The sequence below is a fragment of the Pseudomonas zanjanensis genome (assembly GCF_014268745.2).
GTDB lineage: Bacteria > Pseudomonadota > Gammaproteobacteria > Pseudomonadales > Pseudomonadaceae > Aquipseudomonas > Aquipseudomonas zanjanensis.
Genome location: NZ_JABWRB020000001.1, coordinates 484,218 through 505,141, shown reverse-complemented (window position 1 = coordinate 505,141; position 20,924 = coordinate 484,218). Strand labels below are relative to the sequence as shown.

Annotated in this window: 23 protein-coding genes; 8 read left to right on the top strand and 15 right to left on the bottom strand. The window is 61.7% G+C overall.

Features of this window, described 5'->3' with window-relative positions; all coding sequences use genetic code 11:
- Positions 1 to 55: 55 nt before the first annotated feature.
- From HU715_RS02440 to HU715_RS02425, 4 genes are all read right to left on the bottom strand, one after another.
- Entirely contained in the window at positions 56 to 1,342 is a 1,287-nt protein-coding gene (locus HU715_RS02440) for an MFS transporter (RefSeq protein ID WP_060738732.1), read from the bottom strand.
- A 283-nt stretch (positions 1,343 to 1,625) separates the two neighbouring features.
- A complete protein-coding gene (locus tag HU715_RS02435; protein WP_039593345.1) occupies positions 1,626 to 2,168 on the bottom strand; it encodes a DUF2937 family protein in 543 nt (180 codons plus the stop codon).
- A 12-nt stretch (positions 2,169 to 2,180) separates the two neighbouring features.
- Positions 2,181 to 2,957, bottom strand: a complete 777-nt coding sequence (locus tag HU715_RS02430; RefSeq protein ID WP_186704579.1) for a class II glutamine amidotransferase — start codon at positions 2,955 to 2,957, stop codon at positions 2,181 to 2,183.
- A gap of 32 nt (positions 2,958 to 2,989) precedes the next feature.
- Positions 2,990 to 3,484, bottom strand: a complete 495-nt coding sequence (locus HU715_RS02425) for an MFS transporter (protein ID WP_186704578.1) — start codon at positions 3,482 to 3,484, stop codon at positions 2,990 to 2,992.
- Between the two features lie 135 nt (positions 3,485 to 3,619).
- On the opposite strand from HU715_RS02425, the gene HU715_RS02420 reads away from it, so the two are divergent.
- On the top strand, positions 3,620 to 5,674 hold the full coding sequence (locus tag HU715_RS02420) for a S9 family peptidase (protein WP_186704577.1): 2,055 nt from the start codon (positions 3,620 to 3,622) through the stop codon (positions 5,672 to 5,674).
- Between the two features lie 220 nt (positions 5,675 to 5,894).
- Positions 5,895 to 6,368: a cyclic nucleotide-binding domain-containing protein gene (locus HU715_RS02415; RefSeq protein ID WP_014337065.1), complete on the top strand. Its 474-nt coding sequence runs from the start codon at positions 5,895 to 5,897 to the stop codon at positions 6,366 to 6,368.
- Positions 6,369 to 6,527: 159 nt separating this feature from the next.
- Here HU715_RS02415 and HU715_RS02410 read toward each other — a convergent pair whose 3' ends face one another.
- Positions 6,528 to 6,815 carry a hypothetical protein gene (locus HU715_RS02410; RefSeq protein ID WP_186704576.1) on the bottom strand — a complete coding sequence of 96 codons (288 nt, stop codon included), beginning with the start codon at positions 6,813 to 6,815 and terminating at the stop codon, positions 6,528 to 6,530.
- A 73-nt stretch (positions 6,816 to 6,888) separates the two neighbouring features.
- Between HU715_RS02410 and HU715_RS02405 the strand changes: the two genes are divergently transcribed.
- The gene (locus HU715_RS02405; protein ID WP_018607541.1) at positions 6,889 to 7,575 is read left to right on the top strand and encodes a spermidine synthase; all 687 of its coding nucleotides are present in this window, start codon (positions 6,889 to 6,891) and stop codon (positions 7,573 to 7,575) included.
- 48 nt (positions 7,576 to 7,623) lie between these two features.
- The gene (locus HU715_RS02400; protein WP_003184246.1) at positions 7,624 to 7,998 is read left to right on the top strand and encodes a YajD family HNH nuclease; all 375 of its coding nucleotides are present in this window, start codon (positions 7,624 to 7,626) and stop codon (positions 7,996 to 7,998) included.
- Positions 7,999 to 8,123: 125 nt separating this feature from the next.
- On the opposite strand, the gene HU715_RS02395 is transcribed toward HU715_RS02400, so the two are convergent.
- Positions 8,124 to 8,456, bottom strand: a complete 333-nt coding sequence (locus HU715_RS02395; protein WP_186704575.1) for a DUF2790 domain-containing protein — start codon at positions 8,454 to 8,456, stop codon at positions 8,124 to 8,126.
- 238 nt (positions 8,457 to 8,694) lie between these two features.
- On the opposite strand from HU715_RS02395, the gene HU715_RS02390 reads away from it, so the two are divergent.
- Both HU715_RS02390 and HU715_RS02385 read left to right on the top strand, forming a co-directional pair.
- Complete coding sequence (locus tag HU715_RS02390) at positions 8,695 to 9,165, top strand: RNA methyltransferase (protein WP_030141187.1); 471 nt, start codon at positions 8,695 to 8,697, stop codon at positions 9,163 to 9,165.
- 77 nt (positions 9,166 to 9,242) lie between these two features.
- On the top strand, positions 9,243 to 9,620 hold the full coding sequence (locus tag HU715_RS02385; RefSeq protein WP_186704574.1) for a YgaP family membrane protein: 378 nt from the start codon (positions 9,243 to 9,245) through the stop codon (positions 9,618 to 9,620).
- A 198-nt stretch (positions 9,621 to 9,818) separates the two neighbouring features.
- Here HU715_RS02385 and HU715_RS02380 read toward each other — a convergent pair whose 3' ends face one another.
- Both HU715_RS02380 and HU715_RS02375 read right to left on the bottom strand, forming a co-directional pair.
- On the bottom strand, positions 9,819 to 11,048 hold the full coding sequence (locus HU715_RS02380; protein WP_186704573.1) for a hypothetical protein: 1,230 nt from the start codon (positions 11,046 to 11,048) through the stop codon (positions 9,819 to 9,821).
- 32 nt (positions 11,049 to 11,080) lie between these two features.
- Complete coding sequence (locus HU715_RS02375) at positions 11,081 to 11,530, bottom strand: YcgN family cysteine cluster protein (protein WP_186704572.1); 450 nt, start codon at positions 11,528 to 11,530, stop codon at positions 11,081 to 11,083.
- Between the two features lie 160 nt (positions 11,531 to 11,690).
- Between HU715_RS02375 and HU715_RS02370 the strand changes: the two genes are divergently transcribed.
- Complete coding sequence (locus HU715_RS02370) at positions 11,691 to 12,284, top strand: nitroreductase family protein (protein ID WP_186704571.1); 594 nt, start codon at positions 11,691 to 11,693, stop codon at positions 12,282 to 12,284.
- A gap of 271 nt (positions 12,285 to 12,555) precedes the next feature.
- Here the strand turns inward: HU715_RS02370 and HU715_RS02365 are convergent, their stop codons facing one another.
- The 6 genes from HU715_RS02365 to HU715_RS02340 all read right to left on the bottom strand — a co-directional run bounded on the left by HU715_RS02365 (position 12,556) and on the right by HU715_RS02340 (position 19,036).
- Positions 12,556 to 13,488, bottom strand: a complete 933-nt coding sequence (locus tag HU715_RS02365; RefSeq protein ID WP_186704570.1) for a D-2-hydroxyacid dehydrogenase — start codon at positions 13,486 to 13,488, stop codon at positions 12,556 to 12,558.
- 123 nt (positions 13,489 to 13,611) lie between these two features.
- The gene (locus tag HU715_RS02360; protein ID WP_186704569.1) at positions 13,612 to 13,905 is read right to left on the bottom strand and encodes a YcgL domain-containing protein; all 294 of its coding nucleotides are present in this window, start codon (positions 13,903 to 13,905) and stop codon (positions 13,612 to 13,614) included.
- Positions 13,902 to 15,035 (bottom strand): ribonuclease D, encoded by a 1,134-nt coding sequence (gene rnd, locus HU715_RS02355; protein ID WP_186704568.1) that lies wholly within the window; start codon positions 15,033 to 15,035, stop codon positions 13,902 to 13,904. Before rnd ends, HU715_RS02360 begins: the two co-directional genes overlap by 4 nt.
- A gap of 121 nt (positions 15,036 to 15,156) precedes the next feature.
- A complete protein-coding gene (locus tag HU715_RS02350; RefSeq protein WP_186704567.1) occupies positions 15,157 to 15,798 on the bottom strand; it encodes a class I SAM-dependent methyltransferase in 642 nt (213 codons plus the stop codon).
- A gap of 68 nt (positions 15,799 to 15,866) precedes the next feature.
- Entirely contained in the window at positions 15,867 to 17,516 is a 1,650-nt protein-coding gene (locus HU715_RS02345) for a phosphoethanolamine transferase (protein ID WP_186704566.1), read from the bottom strand.
- 152 nt (positions 17,517 to 17,668) lie between these two features.
- Positions 17,669 to 19,036: a glutamine synthetase family protein gene (locus HU715_RS02340; protein ID WP_186704745.1), complete on the bottom strand. Its 1,368-nt coding sequence runs from the start codon at positions 19,034 to 19,036 to the stop codon at positions 17,669 to 17,671.
- 536 nt (positions 19,037 to 19,572) lie between these two features.
- Between HU715_RS02340 and HU715_RS02335 the strand changes: the two genes are divergently transcribed.
- Positions 19,573 to 20,514, top strand: a complete 942-nt coding sequence (locus HU715_RS02335; RefSeq protein ID WP_186704565.1) for a LysR family transcriptional regulator — start codon at positions 19,573 to 19,575, stop codon at positions 20,512 to 20,514.
- On the opposite strand, the gene HU715_RS02330 is transcribed toward HU715_RS02335, so the two are convergent.
- Positions 20,508 to 20,873, bottom strand: a complete 366-nt coding sequence (locus tag HU715_RS02330; RefSeq protein ID WP_186704564.1) for a 5-carboxymethyl-2-hydroxymuconate Delta-isomerase — start codon at positions 20,871 to 20,873, stop codon at positions 20,508 to 20,510. The two genes, HU715_RS02335 and HU715_RS02330, sit on opposite strands and share 7 nt — an antisense overlap.
- Positions 20,874 to 20,924 lie beyond the last annotated feature (51 nt).

Genomic DNA, 20,924 nt, shown 5'->3' with positions numbered 1-20,924 from the left:
TTCTTCTTTGACTGTGGGGCCAAGCCATGGAGCCCAGGCCCCCACAGGGTATCAGTTACTCGGCTTCCAACTGCTTGCCTTGGGTTTCCGGCAGGCTCAGGGCCGCGAGGATCACCACGCCGTAGGACACCGCCGCGAACGCGCCGATACCCACGCTCAGCGGCACCTTCTGGCTCAAGATACCGATCAACAGCGGGAACAATGCCGCCACCGCCCGGCCAATGTTGTAGCAAAAGCCCTGGCCCGAACCGCGGATGCGCGTAGGAAACAGCTCGGTGAGGAACGAGCCCATGCCGCTGAACATCCCGGAAGCGAAAAAGCCCAGGGGAAAGCCCAACCACAGCATCACGTTATTGCTCACCGGCACCTGGGTGTACAGCAGGACGATGGTGAACGAGCCGACAGCGTACAGAACGAAGTTCTTCTTTCGTCCCAGGATGTCCGACAGGTACGCGCTGATGACATAGCCCACGTAGGAACCGACGATCACCATCGCCAGGTAGCCACCGGTGCTCAATACACTCAAGCCCCGTTCATTCTTGAGAAACGTCGGCAGCCAGGACGTGATGGCGTAGTAGCCGCCCAGGGCACCGGTGGTCAGCAGCGAGGCACGCAGGGTGGTGAAGAGGATGCCAGGGGCAAAAATCTCGTAGAACTTCGCGGGATTTTCCGGCGTCAACCGGGCCTTGGTCTGGTTATAGACTTCCGGGTCCTTGACCAGCCGGCGGACGAAAATCACGAACACCGCCGGCACGATGCCGAGGATGAACAGTGCGCGCCAGGCATCTTCCGGCGGCAACACCGAGAACAGTAGCGCATACAGAATCGCCGTCATGCCCCAGCCCAGCGCCCAACCCGATTGCACCATGCCCACCGCCTTGCCACGGTCCTTGGCACGGATCACCTCGCCCATCAACACCGCACCGGCGGTCCACTCGCCGCCAAAGCCGAAGCCCATCAAGGTGCGGGCGATCAACAGCTGCTCATAGTTCTGGGCAAAGCCGCACAGGAAGGTGAAGAACGCGAACCACAGCACCGTCAGTTGCAAGGTGCGCACCCGACCGATCCGGTCCGAGAGAATACCCGCCACCCAGCCGCCAATGGCCGACGCGATCAAGGTGCTGGTGTGGATCAGGCCTGCCTGGCCGGTGGTGATGCCCCACATCGCGATCAGGGTCGGCACCACGAAACTGAGCATCTGGGTGTCCATGCCGTCCAGGGCGTAACCGATCTTGCAGCTCCAGAAGGTGCGACGTTCCTGCTGGTTGATGTTGCGATACCAATCGAACGGGCCAGAACGGGCCTGGGGTTGGGGGACGCCGAGCGTGTCGGGTGCACTCATGGTGGTTCTCCACGGTTTTATTGTTGTGAGTCTCGACGACGCTGACGTGGAGACCGTTGCCCCGATTCTTGAGCGCGCGGCCGATCCCGTCCAACGAATAAAACCTTGGCTGGGTCATAAGAAAAATTTGATTGGGCAGCACATCACCCGCAAAGGCAGACCGCTTTTGTGGCGAGGGAGCTTGCTCCCGCTCGAGTGCGTAGCGCTCGCAAAATCTTGGGGCCGCTCCGCAGCCCAGCGGGAGCAAGCTCCCTCGCCACAGGAAGCTCACTGAACCATCGAGTCAGAGCCCGCGCAGGTCACGCTCTTCGATCGGCCGGCCCTGGCGCAGGCGCTTGCCGCCCAGCACCACCCAGTCGATCAGGCGGAACAGGCATTCCAGGCCGAACGACAGCAACATCGCGCCGCTGATGCCCCAGATCATCGCTTCGGGGGTCAGCAGTATCTGGTAGCTATATCCGTTCCAGGTTTCCTTGCGGATGTCCGGATCGGCGGCCAGCGCCACTTGCAGCAGGCGGATGTACCACGGGCCTTGCATCGCCTGGAATTGCTTGTCCAAGGCCTGCTGGCGCACGAGCAAGGTGTTCAGGCTGTCGGCGTCGCTGCGAAAGATCGGGTCTTCGCTGGCGCGGTAATGGGCCACCAGCGCCTGCATGTCACCCTTGAAAAATTGGTTGGCGGTGCCCTGGAAACCTTGCAGGCCGGTCTGCGCCTCGATCAGGTGAGCCTCGACCCGCTTGGCGTAATCATTGATGAACCCTGGCACCTGGACCCCAACCAACAGGCCCACCGCGAACAACACCAGCCGTAGATAACTGAGCAACATAGCGTGACGTCCTTATTCGGTCCGGCCTTGGCTGACGCATTCGCCGCGTCGCCACAGGCTCCATTGGCCCGGTTCGTAGCGGGTCCAGGTTTCGTTTTCGGTCAAGGGTTCGGTGGCGATCACCGTGACCACGTCGTTGGGTGTGGTTTCCGCCTGGAAATCGACAATCACGTCCACATCCTTGAGCCGCGCCGGGCCGAACGGCGCGCGACGGGTGATCTGGGCCAGTTTGGTCGAGCAATAGCAGAACAGCCAGTCGCCATCGCTGAGCAGGCAATTGAACACGCCTTTGCTGCGGTATTCGGTGCAGGCCTCGATCAACGACGGCAGCAACTGTTCCACGTCCACCGGTTCGGGGAAGGCCTGGCGCACGCGGTTGAGCAGATCGCAGAAAGCCGCTTCGCTGTCGGTGTCGCCCACCGGGCGGTAGAAGCTTGCGCCCGGCTGGAAATCGGCGAGCTGGCCGTTGTGGGCGAAACACCAGTTGCGGCCCCACAACTCACGCACGAACGGATGGGTGTTGGACAGGCAGACCTTGCCGACGTTGGCCTGGCGGATATGCCCGATCACCACTTCGCTCTTGATCGGATAACGCTGCACCAGGTTCGCCACTTCCGATTCGCTGCTGGCGGCCGGGTCCTGGAACAGGCGCAGGCCACGGCCCTCGTAGAAGGCGATGCCCCAGCCGTCCCGGTGCGGCCCGGTCTTGCCGCCGCGCTGCATCAGCCCGGTGAAGCTGAACACGATGTCGGTCGGCACATTGGCACTCATGCCCAGTAACTCACACATGCTCGAACTCTCGCTTCAAGGGGCAGGCCTGCTTACAGGCGCGGTTCGATACGCGAACGCTGGGGGTTGCTCGGCACGGGTGGGCGACCGTAACGGTCATCCCCGGCCACGCCGAATGGTGGTTCGTCCTCCGGCTCATCGGCCGCGGCGGCTTTGGCGGCGGCAGCCCGCTCCTTGCGCGCGTTGGCGGCCCGCTCGATGGGGAAGCGGATCAGCACGATCACCAGGTAGAGGCCGAAGGCGATCATGCCGTACATGAGCAGGTCGGACGCTGCCCGCCAGGCGTTGTTGCCGACCTTGAACAAGATGTCCAGGGCGACAATGGCCAGGGCCGGGGCAACCTTGTCCTTCACCGGATCGACGACGGTGGGGCTGAACAGCAACACCGCCATCAGCAAGCGCAGCGGTTCACGCAACCAGCGCCACATCCAGCGCGTCATGCGCATCCACACCAGCAGGCAGCCCAGGGCGGCGAAGGCGTAGAGGCCCCAGGCGATCAGATAGTCATTCTCGGTCATGGTGTCCATGGCAAGGCAGGCAAAGAGGCGCTTATAGTAACGGCTTTTCGCGCGTCAGGCTGCCCCGGCGTCTGGCGAATGGCCTGGGCGGTGGGTTCTGTCCAGGCCGCGTGTCCCTTTTCGTACAACGTTCGAGAGCCTTTCATGTCCCTATCTGCCCACGTTTCCAACGCCCCGATCGCCCGCAGGGACGCCGGTGTTGACCCGTACGCCTGGCTGCAGGAACGCGACACCGACGCCGTGCTCGACTACCTCAAGGCGGAAAACAGCTACCAGGAGGCGCAACTCGCCGATCAGGCCGAACTGCGCGAAACCCTGTTCCAGGAAATCAAGGGCCGGATCCTCGAGACCGACCTGTCGCTGCCCTCGCCCTGGGGCCCGTACCTGTATTACACCCGCACCACCGCCGGTGACGAATACCCACGCCATTACCGTTGCCCGCGCCCGGCTGACGACAGCCTGACCGTGGACGAAAGCCACGAACAACTGCTGCTGGACCCGAACGCGTTGGCCGGCGGCGGTTTCTTTGCCCTGGGCGCCTTCAGCATCAGCCCCGACCACCAGCGCCTGGCCTACAGCCTGGACACCACGGGCGACGAGATCTACACCCTGTTCGTGAAGGAATTGTCCAACGACAAGGTCAGTGAACTGTCCTTCGACAATTGCGACGGCAGCATGACCTGGGCCAACGACAGCCTGACGCTGTTTTTTGGCGAACTGGACGACACCCACCGCCCCCACAAGCTCTGGCGCTATCGCCTGGACGGCACGGCCGCCGAGGAAGTGTTCCATGAGCCGGACGGACGTTTCTTCCTGCATTGCTATCGTTCGAGTTCGGAAAAGCAGTTGATCCTGTCCCTCGGGAGCAAGACCACCAGCGAAGTCTGGGTATTGGACGCCGCGCAACCGCAACAGCCCTTCACCTGCCTGGCACCACGGGTGGAAAACCACGAATACGACGTCGACCACGGCCTCCTCGATGGCCAATGGACCTGGTTGATCCGCAGTAACCGCGACGGGATCAACTTCGCCCTGTATCAGGCCGCCGACACCGGCGTGGCACCAACCGAGGCCGACTGGCAGAACCTGATCCCCCACAGCGACACGGTGATGATCGACGGCCTGAGCCTGAACGCCGGGGCCATGACCTTGAGCCTGCGCGAAGGCGGCCTGCCGATCATCGAGGTGCATCCCCAGGGTTTGCCGGCGTATCGGGTGCAACTGCCGGACGCGGCCTACAGCCTGCATGTGCAGAACAGCCTGGAATTCATCAGCGATCGCATTCGGCTGCGTTACGAGGCCTTGAACCGTCCGGCGCAGATCCGTCAGTTGGACCTGGCCAGCGGCGCCCAGGTGGTGCTCAAGCAAACCCCTGTGCTGGGGCCGTTCGATGCCGATGCCTATGTCAGCCAGCGGCTCTGGGCCACGGCGCCGGACGGCACCCAGGTGCCCATCAGCCTGGTGGTCAGGCGCGAAGACCTCGGCCGGCCGGTGCCGCTGTACCTGTACGGCTACGGTGCCTATGGCGAAAGCCTCGACCCGTGGTTTTCCCATTCGCGGCTGAGCCTGCTCGACCGCGGCGTGGCGTTTGCCATTGCCCATGTACGGGGCGGCGGCGAGCTGGGGGAAGCCTGGTATCGCGCCGGCAAACAGGAACATAAGCACAACACGTTCGGCGACTTCATCGCCTGCGCCGAACATTTGATCGCCAACGGCTTCACCACCGCCGGGCAACTGGCGATCAGCGGCGGCAGTGCCGGTGGCCTGCTGATCGGCGCGGTGCTCAACCAACGCCCGGAGCTGTTCAAGGTGGCGATTGCCGAAGTGCCGTTCGTCGATGTGCTCAACACCATGCTCGACCCGGACTTGCCGCTGACGGTCACCGAATACGACGAATGGGGCAATCCAGAGGAGCCGGACGTTTATGATCGGATCCGGGCCTACGCCCCGTACGAAAACGTCAGCGCCCAGGCGTACCCGGCGCTGCTGGTGATCGCTGGCTACAACGACAGCCGCGTGCAGTACTGGGAAGCGGCCAAGTGGGTGGCGAAATTGCGCGCCACCAAGACCGACGACAACCCCCTGCTGCTCAAGACCGAGCTGGGCGCCGGCCACGGCGGAATGAGCGGGCGCTACCAGGGATTACGTGACGTAGCGCTCGAATATGCATTTGTCTTGAAGGTTTTGGGGCGGGTCTGAGGAACTCTGTGGGATGGCCGGGTCTTAGCTGCATGCGCAAGGCTCAGACATGACGCTGTCCCATTGTGGGAGCGGGCTTGCTCGCGAAAGCGGACTGACATTCAACTTGGATGTCGGATGACCGACCGTCTTCGCGAGCAAGCCCGCTCCCACAAGAGATCGCCTTGCACTCAAGACAATCCAAAACCGCAGAAAACGACAAGAAAAAGACCGTGCCGACATGTCAGAACCGACCTTACTGAACAAAGAAATCCGCGACTGGCTGATGGACTGCGGCCTGTTCGACCAGTTGCTACCTGTAGACTTCGCCGCGGCGTCGGGCTATTTCAGCATCAGCGCGATCGCCGAGGGCGAAGCGATTTTCCGCGAAGGCGATGCCGGCAGCTTCATGTGCATCATCCACACCGGCCAAGTGGCCGTGCAGAAAACCGGCCCCGACGGCCAACCCGTGACCATCGCCACGCTGCGCAGCGGCCGGGCCTTCGGCGAAATGGCCGTGCTCGACGGTGAACGGCGCTCAGCCAGTTGCATCGCCGCCAGCGATTGCCAGTTGCTGAACCTGGGCAAGGACTCCCTGGAAAAAATGCTCAACGACGCCCCCAAGATCGCCGCCAAGATCATCCGCGCCCTCGCCGTCTCCCTGTCCAAGCGCCTGCGCATGGCCGATGGGCAGCTGTTGTCGCAGCAGGTCTGACGTACCTCTATCAGCTGAAACACAGAACCTGTGGGAGCGGGCTTGCTCGCGAAGGCGTCGGATCAGCCAGCATCTCTGTCGCCTGACACACCGCTTTCGCGAGCAAGCCCGCTCCCACAGGACCTCATCATGCATGAAGTTAAGTGACTGGCTTCATATCTACCCCCCCGGCGACTTGGCCTTCGCCGGCTTCGGCTCCATGCCCGGTATCGGCTGGTCCTTGGGCGGCTTGGGCATTTCGATCGGCGGCAGCAAGGGCGGCCCACCATTTCCCGGGCCGGCCTTGGGCACGCCGTTAGGCGTGACCGGCGGATACGGCATGGGCGTGGCAGTGCCCGGCGATCCGGGGATGCTCGGCGGGTTGACCGGAATCGTCGGTTGTTGAGCCTGGGCGCAACTTATTGAGAGCGCCGCCAGGGCAATGGCCGTTAGAATGATGAACTTCATCAATGGCTCCGTGGCTATTGTCTGCTTTAAGGCTAGTCGTTACCGCGCCGGTCTGCCCTCCTACGAGATTTCCATGAAACGTTTCGTTCTGCTCGACACCACGCCCATTCCTGACAACGGCGGTGCCCTGTGCCTGTTCGAGTACGGCGAAGACTTCGTCATCAAGATCCAGGGCGGCGATGGCGGGCAGTTGATGAACACCCGCATGCACGGTTCCGAAGACGCCCTGGCCGAGATTCCTTGCCGCAAGGTCGCCGGCCGTCCTGGCTCGCGCGTGCTGATCGGCGGCCTCGGCATGGGCTTCACCCTCGCCTCGGCCCTCAAGCACCTGGGCAAGACCGCCGAAGTGGTGGTGGCCGAGCTGGTGCCCGGCGTGGTCGAGTGGAACCGTGGCCCCCTGGGTGAAAAGGCCGGGCGGCCGCTGGCGGACCCGCGCACGGTGATCCGCATGGAAGACGTGGCCAAGGTGCTGCAAGCCGAACCCCAGGGGTTCGACGCGATCATGCTCGATGTCGATAACGGCCCGGAAGGCCTGACCCAGAAAGCCAACAGTTGGCTGTATTCGGCCGGTGGCCTGGCCGCTTGCGCCAAGGCCCTGCGGCCCAAGGGCGTGCTGGCGGTATGGTCGGCCAGCGCTGACCGGCAGTTTTCCGACAAGCTGAAGAAGGCCGGTTTCAAGGCCGAAGAGGTGCAAGTGTTCGCCCATGGCAACAAAGGCACTCGCCACACCATCTGGATTGCCGAGAAGCTCAAGGGCTGAGCTAAACTCTGTCCAACCGTCATCAGTCTTTTCTACGAAGGTGAACCCATGAGTTCGTCAACGCCACCGTCCAACACCGCCAAGCTGGACCGCATCCTCGCCGATGCCCAGCGCGACCGGGAGATGGGCTACCGCGACAAAGCCCTGAAAATGTACCCCCATGTCTGTGGCCGCTGCGCCCGTGAGTTTTCCGGCAAGCGCCTGAGCGAACTGACCGTTCACCACCGCGACCACAACCATGACAACAACCCGCAGGACGGTTCCAACTGGGAACTGCTGTGCCTGTACTGCCACGACAACGAACACTCGCGCTACACCGACCAGCAATACTTCGGCGACGGCTCCCTGAGCACCCCGAAGATTGCCAAGGCGACCCACAACCCGTTCGCCGCGCTGGCTGGGTTGATGAAGAAAGACGAGTAGCGTCACCCCGTTCAATCCGAGGCAAGAGAACGTCACGCACCAGCATCCTGATCCCTGCGATAAAAACAGGCGCCACCAGGGCGCCTTACCGTCTCAAAACCAAAGGAAAACAAACGAGACGGGAATCAGCTGCCATTCGGACAGTTCTCGCCCAGGAGCCTGTATTCCACGGTATTGAGCTTGCCGTTCGAGTCTTCGTAAGTCATGCGCGACGGCCCGACGCCACAACCTTTATTGGCCGGTGTACTGCTCACCACTTTTTTCACATCGAGCTTCATGCCGTATTTGTAATGAACGATTTCGGGGACGGCTTTGCCGTTTTCGGCGGCGTATTGCGCCATGGCTTGTTGATTGTTACGGATCATCTGCCCATAAACGCGATCGCTTCCTCCTTCCGCCAAGGCCAGGGAGGAAAGGGAGAGGATCGAAACAGCGAGCAAGGCATTAAGGGTTTTCATGAGAAACTCCGGCAGTCATGTGTCAGGCAACCATAACGACTGGTGCCTTTCACAACGCTGGCGGGAACGTTACCGATTGGTCAGGTTCGTGAACAGGCTAGGGACCACCAGCCCCCACGAATCGAATGTGTGCGGGCTTGCTCGCGATGGCAACCAAACAAACACCACACATCTCGAACCTGACCACCCTCCCCCATTCCCCGTATAATCGCGCCTTTTCCCCAAAGGCACCCTGCCCGTGGCCAACAAACGCTATAGCTGCATCGGTCTGTTCAACCCCAAGTCCCCGGAAAACGTCGGTTCGGTCATGCGTGCCGCCGGTTGCTACGGCGTGGCGTCGGTGTTCTACACCGGCAAGCGCTATGAGCGCGCCGCCGACTTCGTCACCGACACCAAGAAAGTCCACTACGACATCCCGCTGATCGGTATCGATGACCTGAAGAAAATCCTGCCCCTGGGCTGTGTGCCAGTGGCCGTCGAGTTGGTGGAAGGCGCTCGCCCACTGCCCGAATACACCCACCCGGACCGGGCGCTGTACATCTTCGGCCCGGAAGACGGCTCGCTGGACAAGGACATCCGTGATTGGTGCGAAGACGTGATCTATATCCCCACCAACGGCTGCATGAACCTGGCCGCCACCGTCAACGTCGTGTTGTACGACCGCATGGCCAAGGGCAACAACACCCGTTCGGGGCCGCAATTCCGCTGATCGGTGCGATATTCGATTGAACAAGGCAATCGCTCAGGCAGTCAGCTTTATACCAATCCCCACACTGGAGACAGATCATGAGCGATAACAATCCGTTCGAGCCGATTGAGCGCACCCCTTTCCAATCCCATCCGCCGCAAAACGTGCACGGCTGGGAGCGCATAGGCTCGTTGGCCGGCGGCGTGCTGATGATGGGCAAGGGTCTACGCCGTGGCGGGGTGATCGGGCTGGCTCAACTGGCGATCGGCGGCATGGCGTTGGCGCGGGGCATCACCGGGCATTGCTCGGCCAAGAGCCTGCTGGAAAAGAATCGCCAGAACCTGGACAACGCCCGTGCCCGCATCGAGCAGGCCGGTGAAGAGCTGAGTCGCCTGAAGGCCAACGCCGAGGCGGCGACTGGCACGGCTACGGTGACGGGGAATGATTCGTTGAATTCGCCGAAGGTTGGGCTCTGAATTGCCCCGGAGCAAGCTCCCTTTCACAGAGGTTTAAAAATCGCACAGTCTCGTGGCGAGGGAGCTTGCTCCCGCTTGAGTGCGAAGCGCTCACCGCTTTTTTGGGGCCGCTGCGCGCCCCAGCGGGAGCAAGCTCCCTCGCCACACAAGCCTCCAGGCCATTGCGCAAAACGGTGGGGGTTGCTCGCGATGGCGATGTCACTGAAGTAACTGGGTATCCAGCACAGTGGAAGCCCCACCCAAAACACTTTCACTGAGCTGCACAAACGCCTCGGTGTCGACGGTTTCCAGGCGCATCGCCCCCTGCAACACATCATCCAGCGAACGCTTGTTACGGGTCTTCAGGCGAATCTCGCGGTCCAATTCCTGCAACAGCAATACCGCCTTGGCCACGGCCGCCGGGCTGATCTGCTCGCCGCGCAAAGTGGTGACGCCCTTGCTGTCGTGGGCGAGTCGGTCGTTCAGGGTCTGGTAGCGCTCATCGCTCAAGCCGCCAGCGCGGCGCAGCAGTTCGACCGCGTAATATTCGGTCAGCCCCTCGCTGATCCAATCGCTACGGTCCTGATCATTGACCCGGGCCAGTGCCTGCACCAACTCCCGCAACAACGGGCTGCTGCCCCGCTCGCTGACCAGCGGCGGGCGGCTGTGCAGGTAAATCGAGTCATGGCCGGCCTGGGCGCCACGCCACAGCGGATCGCCGGCGCCGACAATCAGCAACTTGGCCGGATGGCGCGGCACCAGCGCTTGCACCTGCGGCCAGACGAACGTCAGCAGCGTCAGCACGTCCATCCGGCGCATGCCCTGGCCCCGGGGCGAGGCCACGGTCACTTCGGTTTCACCCAGGCGGGTACGGCGGCTGCCCAGTTTGCCGGCGAGCATCCAGCCCGTGGGACGGTCGAACAGGCGCGCGGGGTTGTCGATGCGGAAGCGCTGCTTGCCGATGCGCGGCCAAGGGGTCTCGATGCTTTTCCAGCCGTCAGGCAATTCAACCTCAAGACGCGCCACCAGTTCGATGCCGTCCTGCTGATCGAGTTTGGCCGACGGCACCAGATCATCGCCGCGCAGCAACGCCCAGGTCGGGGTCATGCGGGTTTCGAAGGTGGCGTTCCTGCGGGCATGGCTGATGCGCACGCGGTAGCTCAGGCTCGCCTTGTCCGAGGCCGGACGCCAGACACCACGGGCCTCTTTGCCTGGGGTGAGCTGCCATTGGCCGTCGGCCTTGAAATCGCTGTAGCGATTGCCGTCGCCGAGGTCGAAATCCAGGCTGCGCACCGCCGAGCCCCGGGCCAGGGTCAGGCGCACTTCGGCCTGGTCGCTCTGGGGCAACAGGTGCACGTGATAATCCAGGTCGACTTTCTGCGCCGCCCACAGCGGCCCGCACACTGCCAGCAACCCGGCCGCCAGTATCCGTTTCAATCCTGCAGCCATGGGTTCTCCCAGGTGGCGCGCCGCCCGGCGGTTCAGCCGGCGCGAAAAATCAGATGATCTTCCCAGTCGTCTTCCGGCACGCTGCCTTCGGCCAGCATACGTCCAGACTGGGAAATGCGTTCATGGTGCACGGCATCGCGATCGCCGCAGACCAGGTGGTGCCACAACGGCAAGTCCTTGCCCTCGCTGACCAGCCGATAACCGCAGGTCGGCGGCAGCCATTTGAACTCATCGGCCTTGCCCGGCGTGAGCTGGATGCAATCGGGCACGTACTCACGACGGTTGGGGTAGTCGGTGCACTGACAGGTTTTCAGGTCCAGCAGTTTGCAGGCGATGCGGGTGTAGTAGACGCTGTTGTCATCTTCGTCTTCGAGCTTTTGCAGGCAGCACAGGCCACAGCCGTCGCACAGCGATTCCCATTCCTGGGGATCGAGCTGATCGAGGGTTTTGCGTATCCAGAACGGTTCGACTTTGGCGGCCATGGTTCGAGCATCAACATCAGGTGGTGAAAAGGCCGACAGTCTAGTGCCGGGACCTCTTGAGGCCAAGCATTGGCGACTGTCGGTATACAGGGGCTTGTCAGGCCGGGCGGCGGGACGTAGGTTGCTTGATTGTCTTTCCACACTCGAGCCAGGTAAGCCCATGAGCGCCAACTCCCGTATTGCCGATTACGCGATCCACCCCCAGTTCATCGAACGCTGGTCGCCCCGCGCCTTTACCGGCGAAAGCATTGCCGAAGAAACCTTGCTGAGCTTCTTCGAAGCCGCACGCTGGGCCCCTTCGGCCTACAACTCCCAGCCTTGGCGTTTCCTGTACGCACGGCGAGACACGCCGAACTGGGAGCGTTTCCTGGGCTTGCTCAACGAGTTCAACCGCGGCTGGGCCCAACACGCCTCGGCGCTGGTGATCATCGTCTCGAAAACCACCTTCGCGGTGCCCGGCGCCACCGAGGAAACCCCGGCGCAGAGCCACACCTTCGACACCGGCGCGGCCTGGGGCCACCTGGCGCTGCAAGCCAGCCTCAGCGGCTGGCACACCCATGGCATGGCCGGTTTCGACCAGGAACTGACCCGCAAGGAACTGAAGATCCCGCAAGGCTACGCCCTGCACGCCGCCGTGGCGATTGGCAAGCTGGGGGACAAATCGACCCTGGCCGAATACCTCCAGGCCCGCGAAGTCCCAAGCCCACGCCGGCCGCTGAGCGAACTGGTGGCAGAAGGTGATTTCACCCTGTAACCCCTTTTATGCTCACTGAAATAACCACTGTGGGAGCGAGCCTGCTCGCGATGGCGCCAGACCAGCCACTTCGATGGCGACTGACACACAGCTATCGCGAGCAGGCTCGCTCCCACAATGGGTTCTGTGGCGAACGCATTTTTTGTGGCCACTGAAAAATCACTGTAGGAGCGGGCTTGCTCGCGAAAGCGGAGTCTCAGTCAGCATAAATGTTGAATGTGCCGGCCCTTTCGCGAGCAAGCCCGCTCCCACAGTTTGATCGAGGATGGCTTCAATAGCCTCGGGCGAAATCCACTTCACCACGCAGTGCTTCGCCCGCCTGATAGGCCCGCAGGTTATCCAGGAACAACTGCGCCATCATCGGTGGCGAAGTCGGTGCCGAACTGTGGCCGGTCAGCAGCAGGCCCCAGGCGGTCCAGAACGGATGGCGCTGCGGCAGCGGCTCCTGGCGGCAGACGTCGATCACCGCACCGGCCAGGTGCCCTTCCTTCAAGGCTTGCACCAGGTCCGCGTCCACAACCGCTACGCCGCGGCCAACGTTGATGAACAACCCGGTCGGCTTGAACTGCTTGAACAGCGCCGCGTCGTAGATGTCATGGGTCTCTGGCGTGTTGGGCAGCAGATTGATCACGTAATCCACCTCGCCCACCAGCCGCGGCAGATCCTTCAGTGCCCCGACCTCGATGAACGGCGCCATTTCCCTGGCTTCGCTGGCGATGCCGTACAACTGCACGCCGAACGGCACCAGGAACTGCGCCACACGCTGGCCGATGTCCCCCGTCCCGACGATCAGCACCTTGCGTCCAGCCAGGCCTTGGCCCTGGCGGTTGTCCCACTTGCGCTCGACCTGGCTGACCAACCGGGCCAGTACCTCGCGCTCATGGCCGAGCATGTAGGTCAGCACATACTCAGCCATCACCTGGCCAAAAATGCCCACGGCACGGGTCAGGCGGTAATCGCGGCTCAAGCCATCGGCCAGCAGCGGCGTGATGCCCGCCCAGGTCGATTGCAGCCAACGGGGTTGGTGGCCTTGACGCAACAGGGTGGCCAGCAGATCAGGCTGGCCGAGCCAGACCGGGCAATCGGTGGCCAGTCGCGACAGCTCGGCGGAATCGCCGCTGGTCAGCACTTCAATATCGGGTGCAGCCTGACGCAGAAGCTGGGCATACACCGCGTGATCGTGTTCGGCAATCAGAACGCGCATGAATCAAACCTTTCAAAAACAGTGCAGACGAGCGCCGACAGAGTGTCGCTCTATCCTTGCGATCGTCGTCAATAAATCATTCCGTTTTTCAAGAAGCGCCCAGGACAGGCGCCTCCAATACCATCAGACCGGGTCGTTGCGGCGCAACAACTCTTCGGGCAAATGCTCGATGTACTCGTCTTCGGCCGGTGGCATCTGCAAGTGATAGCCCTGGGTGTCGAGGTTTTCCAGCACTTTGTTGATGTCTTCCCGGGACAGCTCACGCTCGGGGCTCAGCACCAGGTCAAAGGCGTGGATCGCCTTGCCGAAGGCGGCCATCAATGGCTCGGGCACGCGCTCCAAGGCATCGCTCTTGAGCACATACAGGTACATCTCGTTTTTCTTCGAGCTGCGGTAGATGGAGCAGATACGTTTCAAGGCTGTTCTCCGGCAGTGGCCAGGCTGTCGAGCAGCGCCTGGCCCATCAATTCGCGGCGCCAGCCACGCAGCGAATCGGGCAATTGGTAAGGGCCCTCGGGAAAGCCGCTCTTGATCAGCGCCTCGAGGGTTTTCTTGCGCAGCATCAGCTCCGGGGCAATGCCCAGGCGCTCGGCTTCAGCCTGCCCCAGCGCCCGCAGGCGCTTGACTAGGGCAGCGGCCTCGATGGGCAAGGGCTCGGCCACGGCCGGCGGCCATTGCTCGGGCGGGATGCTGGCGGCGCGCTGGATCAGGTCCAGCAGAAACTGGCCGTCCTGGCGCACGGTACGCGGGTGCATGTCTTCGATTTTCGCCAGCGCGCCGAGGTTATCCGGCTGGGTGCGGGCCAGGGGCCACAGCGAATGCTCGCGGATGATGCGGTTGCGCGGCAGGTCACGGGCCCGCGCCTCACGTTCGCGCCAGGCGCACAGCTCGCGCAGTACGGCCAATTGGGCACGGGACAGTTTCCAGGCCAGCTTCGCCTCGCGGTAGACCTCGTACGGGTCGACTTCGCGACGCAGGTTGGCCACCAGTTCGGCCCCATCCTCCAAGACCCAGCGGTATTTTTCGTCGGAAAGCTTCGGGCGCAGTTCTACGAAAACCTCCGCCAGATGCACCGCATCCTCTGCCGCATAGCTGATTTGCGTCTCGGACAGGGGCCGTTGCAACCAATCGGAACGGGTCTCGCCCTTGGGCAGCTCGATGCCCAGCACTTCCTGCACCAGCCGCGAATAGCCCATGGAGAAACCCAGGTTCAGGTAGGCGGCAGCCAATTGGGTATCGAACAGCGGCGCGGGCAGGCTACCGGTCAGGCGCAGCAGCACTTCAAGGTCTTCGCTGCAAGCGTGCAGCACCTTGAGCACCGCCGGGTTTTCCAGCAGAGCGGCCAACGGCTGCCAGTTGTCGATGGTCAAGGGGTCGATCAGGTAGGCACGCTTGCCGTCGCCAATCTGCAATAAGCCAGCAATGGGATAAAAGGTGTCGACCCGCATGAATTCGGTGTCGAGGGCGACGAATGGCAACTGCTGCCACTCGGCGCAAAACTGACCGAGGCTATCGTTGTCGCGAATCCAGTGAATATCGATGGCCACACGGCTCTCCCTTGAAGAATGGCGCGCAGTATATATCGCCGCTGGCGATTGCGAGCATCCATAGAGCAGCTGTCTGAGAGAAATCGCCTGCGAAAAAGCAAGAATAGCCCTACATCAAGAATTAACCGGTCTTACGCAATACATAAACACGCGTCAGCGCAAAACCGGGTAGGAAATCCTGGTACCAAAGCACGCTGAAACCCGCCTGGCGAAACTCGGCTTCGACATCGGCCTTGTCGGCCAGGCTGCGTTGCGGCACCTGGCCCCTCTTGAGGCGCCCTTCGATTTTCACCGAAACGATCACCGTGTCGCGACTGACCCGATGAAACTCGCGCAACAGCACCAGGCGATGCTCGCTGGCGCTGAGGTGGCGAAACAGTTGCAAACAGAAAATACAATCCACTGCGTTGGCCGACAGCCCAAGGGTGAATGCCGAACTCGGGAAGGTCTTGACCCGCTGGAGCAACGTGTCGCCATGGTGGGTGAGCGCGTGTTCGAGCATGTCCGGCGACGGGTCCGCCGCCAGGATCACCCGGTTGGCATGCTCGGCCAGCACCGGCCAGAACCGCCCTGCCCCACAGGCCACGTCCAGCACCAACCCCGGCTCGCCCGCCACTTTCAGGGCATTGCGCACCATTTGTTCGTCGCGCCAGAACGCCAGGCGCAAGCGGCGAGGCGCCGGTCGGCAGCAAACCTGCGCATGCTCCTGGTCATGCTGCCTGGCGAACTCAAGCTCGATGGTGGATGGGGGTAACCCGGACATACAAACGGCTCTTGGAAAAGGCTGGCTGACAGGTTAACCAACCCCGCGTGAAAAAAAGGTCCAGGCGTTCACTCCCGTGCCAGGACACCGTCAATCACCGCGCCGCGACAATTGGCGAACAGGTCCAGGTCGCGGTTGTAGACCTGGCTGTTGACTTCCAGCAACCCGAGCATCGAATGAAACAGGTTGTCCTGGCTCAAGGGCTTTTCACGACTCAGTTGCAGGCAATGGGTGTCGACCGAAAAGGACTTCTGATAGCTGTCGGAGAACCAGGCCAGCATCGCCACGTGTTTCTGTTGTTCCGGGGCGAGCATGTAGGGCGTGCCATGGAGAAACAGGTTGTACTCGCCCAGGGACTCGCCATGGTCGGACAGGTACAGCATGGCCGTGTCGACCTTGTCCTGGTTGGCCCGCAGCAGATCGATCAGGGTCGACAGCACATGATCGGTGTACACCAGCGTATTGTCGTAGCCATTGACGATGCTCTCGCGGCTGCAATTGTTCAGCGCATTGCTTTCGCACACCGGCGTGAAATGCTCGTATTCCTTGGGGTAGCGCTTGAAGTATTCCGGCCCGTGGCTGCCCATCTGGTGCAGCACCAGTACCGTGTCCTTGTCGAGGGTGTCGATGAAATGCTGCAGCCCCTGGAGCAGGATCTCATCGCGGCACTCACTGTTGGCGCACAGCGCCGGGTCCTTGAGGTTGCTGACATCCTGCAGCGTGACCCGGTCGCAGGTGCCCTTGCAGCCAGATTGATTGTCCCGCCAGATCACCTCCAGCCCGGCGCGCTTGAGCACATCCAGCAAGCCCTCCTCATTCTTGGCCTTGCTGGCGTCGTAGTTCTTGCGCCCCATGTTGGAAAACATGCAGGGCACCGACACGGCGGTCTCGGTGCCGCAGGAATGCACGTCGGTGAAGGCGATCAGGCCGGCCTCCTTGTCCAATGTCGGCGTGGTGTCGCGGTGATAACCGAGGATGCCGAAGTTCTCGGCCCGGGCGCTCTCGCCCACCACCAGGACGGTCAGGGATTTACGGCCATGGGTTTGCCAGGCCGGGTTGCGACTCGCGTCCTCGCCCAAGGTGATGAACGGCTGCTTGGCCGACGCGACCTGTTCGCGCAAATACCCAAGCGAGGCACCGATGTAATTGCTCGGCACGACCATCAAGCGCAACTCGTGGTGGTTGCGAAACAGTGACGACAAACCTTGGTAGTTGACCAGGGCAACCACGCCGATCACCGCGGCCGAGGCCACGCCGACCAGTAACTTACTTAATAACTCCTTTGGCCAACGACGGTAGTTGATCGGGGTCTTGAACAACAACCAGCACGGCAAGACACCCAATAAGCCGATATAGACAAACAACTTCAACGACAACAGATCACGGACTTCCGTGGCATTGGTTTCAGCGAAGTTGCGCAACATGCCGGCATCGATCAAGACGCCGTATTGGGCCATGAAATACGCCACGCCGGCGCTGATCAGGAACAACAGCATCAGCACCGGCTTGAGCAGCGGACGGAAGGCCACGAGGGTCAACACCAGGTTGAACGCACAGAAAATCATCAGGCCAAACGCCACGCACATCAGCAGGCCCCGAGCGTCCGCCGTCGTGATCGCCAGCAAGTGTTGCCAGAGCACGAGGTTGAAGCCCACTAACAAAAAGGCACTGGCGGCCAGCGTCACCCACTCGGGGCGCACGGCTTTAATAGTCAGCATGAGGGTTGACGGCTTCCTGAAGTTGCTCTTTGAAAAAGAAGTGCCGCAGAAAACATGTAAAAAAGATGTTTTCTACGGCAACACAAACTTTAGGCAGTCCACCATCAATTTTTCGTGAAAAAGTTGCTGTTAAATAATTATTTAAGCTGCTGCTAGGCCTGATTCAGATACCAGCGCCAATCCTGCTCCCCGACTTCCCCCATGAACTGCCGGTATTCGGCGCGCTTGACCGCCAGATAAACCCCCAGGAACGCCTCGCCAAACGCTCCCCGCGCCCAAGTCGAAGCTTCAAGGGCACGCAGGGTAGTGAGCCAGTCAGTGGGCAGCAGCTCGGTCGCCTGGGCGTAGCCGTTGCCTTCCACAGGTTTCCCGGGATCGCACTGTTCACGCAAGCCGTGATGGATGCCCGCCAATATCGCCGCAGCCGCCAGGTACGGGTTGGCATCGGCGCCGCAAATACGATGCTCGATGTGCCGCGAGAACGCCGGGCCGCCCGGTACCCTCAGGCTCACGGTGCGGTTGTCCACGCCCCAGGTGGCGGCCAGCGGTGCGTAGCTGTTGCTTTGGAAGCGCCGGTAGGAGTTGGCGTTCGGGCAAAACATCAACAACGAATCGAGCAAAGTATCGAGCATCCCGCCCACGGCATGGCGCAACAGTGGCGTACCGTCGCCGGCTTCACTGGCAAACAGGTTGTGGCCATCGCGGTCGGCCAGGCTGATATGCATGTGCAGGCCGGAGCCCGCCAAGTGCTCGAACGGCTTGGCCATGAAACACGCCTGCATGCCGTGCTTGTGGGCCACGCCCTTGACCAGTCGTTTGTAGCGCACCGCTTCATCCATGGCTTGCAAGGCATCGCTGCGGTGTTCAAGGGTGATTTCCACTTGCCCCGGGGCGTATTCGGAAATCGCGGTCCGGGCCGGAATGCCTTGCAGCTTGCACGCGGCGTACAGATCGGCGAGGAACGGCTCGATCTGCTCCAGTTCGCGCAAACCATAGACCTGGGTGGTGCGCGGCCGACCACCGTCAGCGTCCCGCGCCGGTTGCGGCCGGCCTTGGCTGTCGCGCTGTGCGTCCAGCAGATAAAACTCCAGCTCCGCCGCCATCACCGGATAAAAACCGTCGGCCTGCAGGGCTTCGATCACCTGGCTGAGCAGATAACGCGGATCGGCGATGGTCGCTGGCATGCCTTCCTGGGGATGCATACTGACCTGCACCGTGGCCGTGGGAATCAACCGCCACGGCATGCGTTGCAAGCTGCCGCTGAGGGGGTAGGCGCGGCAATCGATGTCACCGACTTCCCACACCAGCCCGGAATTTTCCACATCATCGCCATTGAGGGTCAGCCCGAGAATCGTACTGGGCAGCGGCCGGCCACTTTCATAGACCGCCAGCAACTCGTCCCGATGCAACAACTTGCCACGGGGCACGCCGTTGTTATCGAGAATGAACAACTCGAACAACTCGATATCGGGGTTTTGCGCAAGGAACGCCTGGGCGTGTTGCACGGGTGCGAAAGACATTTTGGCAAGGCTCATGAGAAAACTCGTATTTCCGTGTCGGACGGGCGACAACGCGCCGTCAGTCTGTGCTCGCCATTGAGCGAGCGCCGTGGAGGTTCAACGGGAAAAACGAGTGTCCGGAGGACGCGCATGGCGACAATGCCAGAGCGCCCAAAAAGCCAGCTCGGAGGGCAGCGCACCAAGGGAGGGGGCCATGACGGGCGTGCATCTGCCGACCGAATCGACTGCGGCGGATGGAGGGTATTGCACTGCCTGGGGCCAAGCGTCCATGAGCGCATCACAGGAAACACATCGGGCAAGCGTCCCACGGCACCTTGGGCGGTTAAACATGGATTTGATGAAGCTTGGATCACCGCTAACTAAACTTAAGCAAACGAGTCGGTCGTTGATCGACACGTCGTTTTCCCTACACTATCTGTCCCGTTCCCGACCATGAAAGCGCCTGCCTGGCATTCTCTTGGCACCATCGTTCCGTTACGATCGTCAGCCTGGTTTGCGCAAGATCCGCGCAAGGAAGCGAGTGAGAGACAGAACGGATGCTGAACAGTAACGCCCTCAGAAAGCTCGACATGCAGGACCTCATGGTGTTTAGCGCCGTGTACGAGCAAAGCAGTGTCACCGGTGTGTCCGAGGCCCTGTGCGTCAGCCAGTCAACCGTCAGTTATTGCCTCAAGAAACTGCGAACCTGTTTCGAGGACGAACTGTTTATCAACACCCGCACCGGCATGCGCCCCACCTGCAAGGCCGAGGGCATGTACAACCATGTGCGCGCCATTTTGCAAAGCATCAACCTATGCCATGCCGGTCCGCCGACCTTTGATCCGACCCGGCAAGCCGTTACCTTCAACATCTGCGCACCAGAATATTTCGAACACCTGATCCTGCCGCAACTGCTGCAAGGCTTCGATTACGCCAACTTGCCGGTGGTGGTGAACGTGCACAAGCTTGAAGCCGACATTCCCGCCGAGGAGTTGCGCGACGGCAGCCTGGACTTGGTGATCTGCTTCGGCCCGAACGTTCACGGCGACCATGCCGATTTCAGATCCCGGCAGTTGCTGGAGGAAGATTGGGTCTGCGTCGTGGACAAACGGGCGACGCCACTTGAGCCGCAACTGAGCCTTCAATCTTTCGTACAGCGCCGACACGTGTTTGCGACGCCTTGGGCGTCAGCGAGCAACAGGGTGGACGGCTGGCTGTCGCGGCAGGCCCATCACCGGCAAGTCGCCGCGCGCGCCAACAGCTACAGTGCCGCGCTGAAGATGATCACCGGCACTGACTTCATCCTGACCCTGCCCCGCCGTATTCAGAAACTGCTGGCCAATGAGGCGATCTTCAATCACCACGAAGCGCCCAAGGACTTGCCGGGGTTGACCTTGGACATGCAGTGGAGCCCGGCCCTCGATCAGGACAGTGCCAACGCCTGGCTACGCGAACAGATCATCAAGGCCTGCGCCCACGCAACGCCTGCGCGTCATTGACCGATCAAGGCCTTGGCATAGGGCTCGCGGTCGATGTCGAGGATCTCCACGCACAATTGCACGCTGACTTCGGCCGGCCATGGCTCCAGGCCTTTGATCACCTCCAGCAGGCTTTCGGCCAATTGTTTCTTGATTTCCGGCGAACGGCCACTGAGCAGGGCCAGTTTCACGTGCACGAAACCCCGCTCGCCCATTCCTGTACCCACCCGGAACGTCTCCAGTTTCACGGCCCGGCCCTTGATATCGTGCTCGGCGGAAAATTGACCGGAGGCCACCAGCGCATTGTTCAGCCGCAGCAACGCGACGTCGGCCTTCAGCCCGGGCAGGTTGGCGGTGTACTCCATGTGCAGGTGAGGCATGTGTTCGACTCCGATTCGAAAAATATGACGAGGTGGTTTCAGCGGTCACAA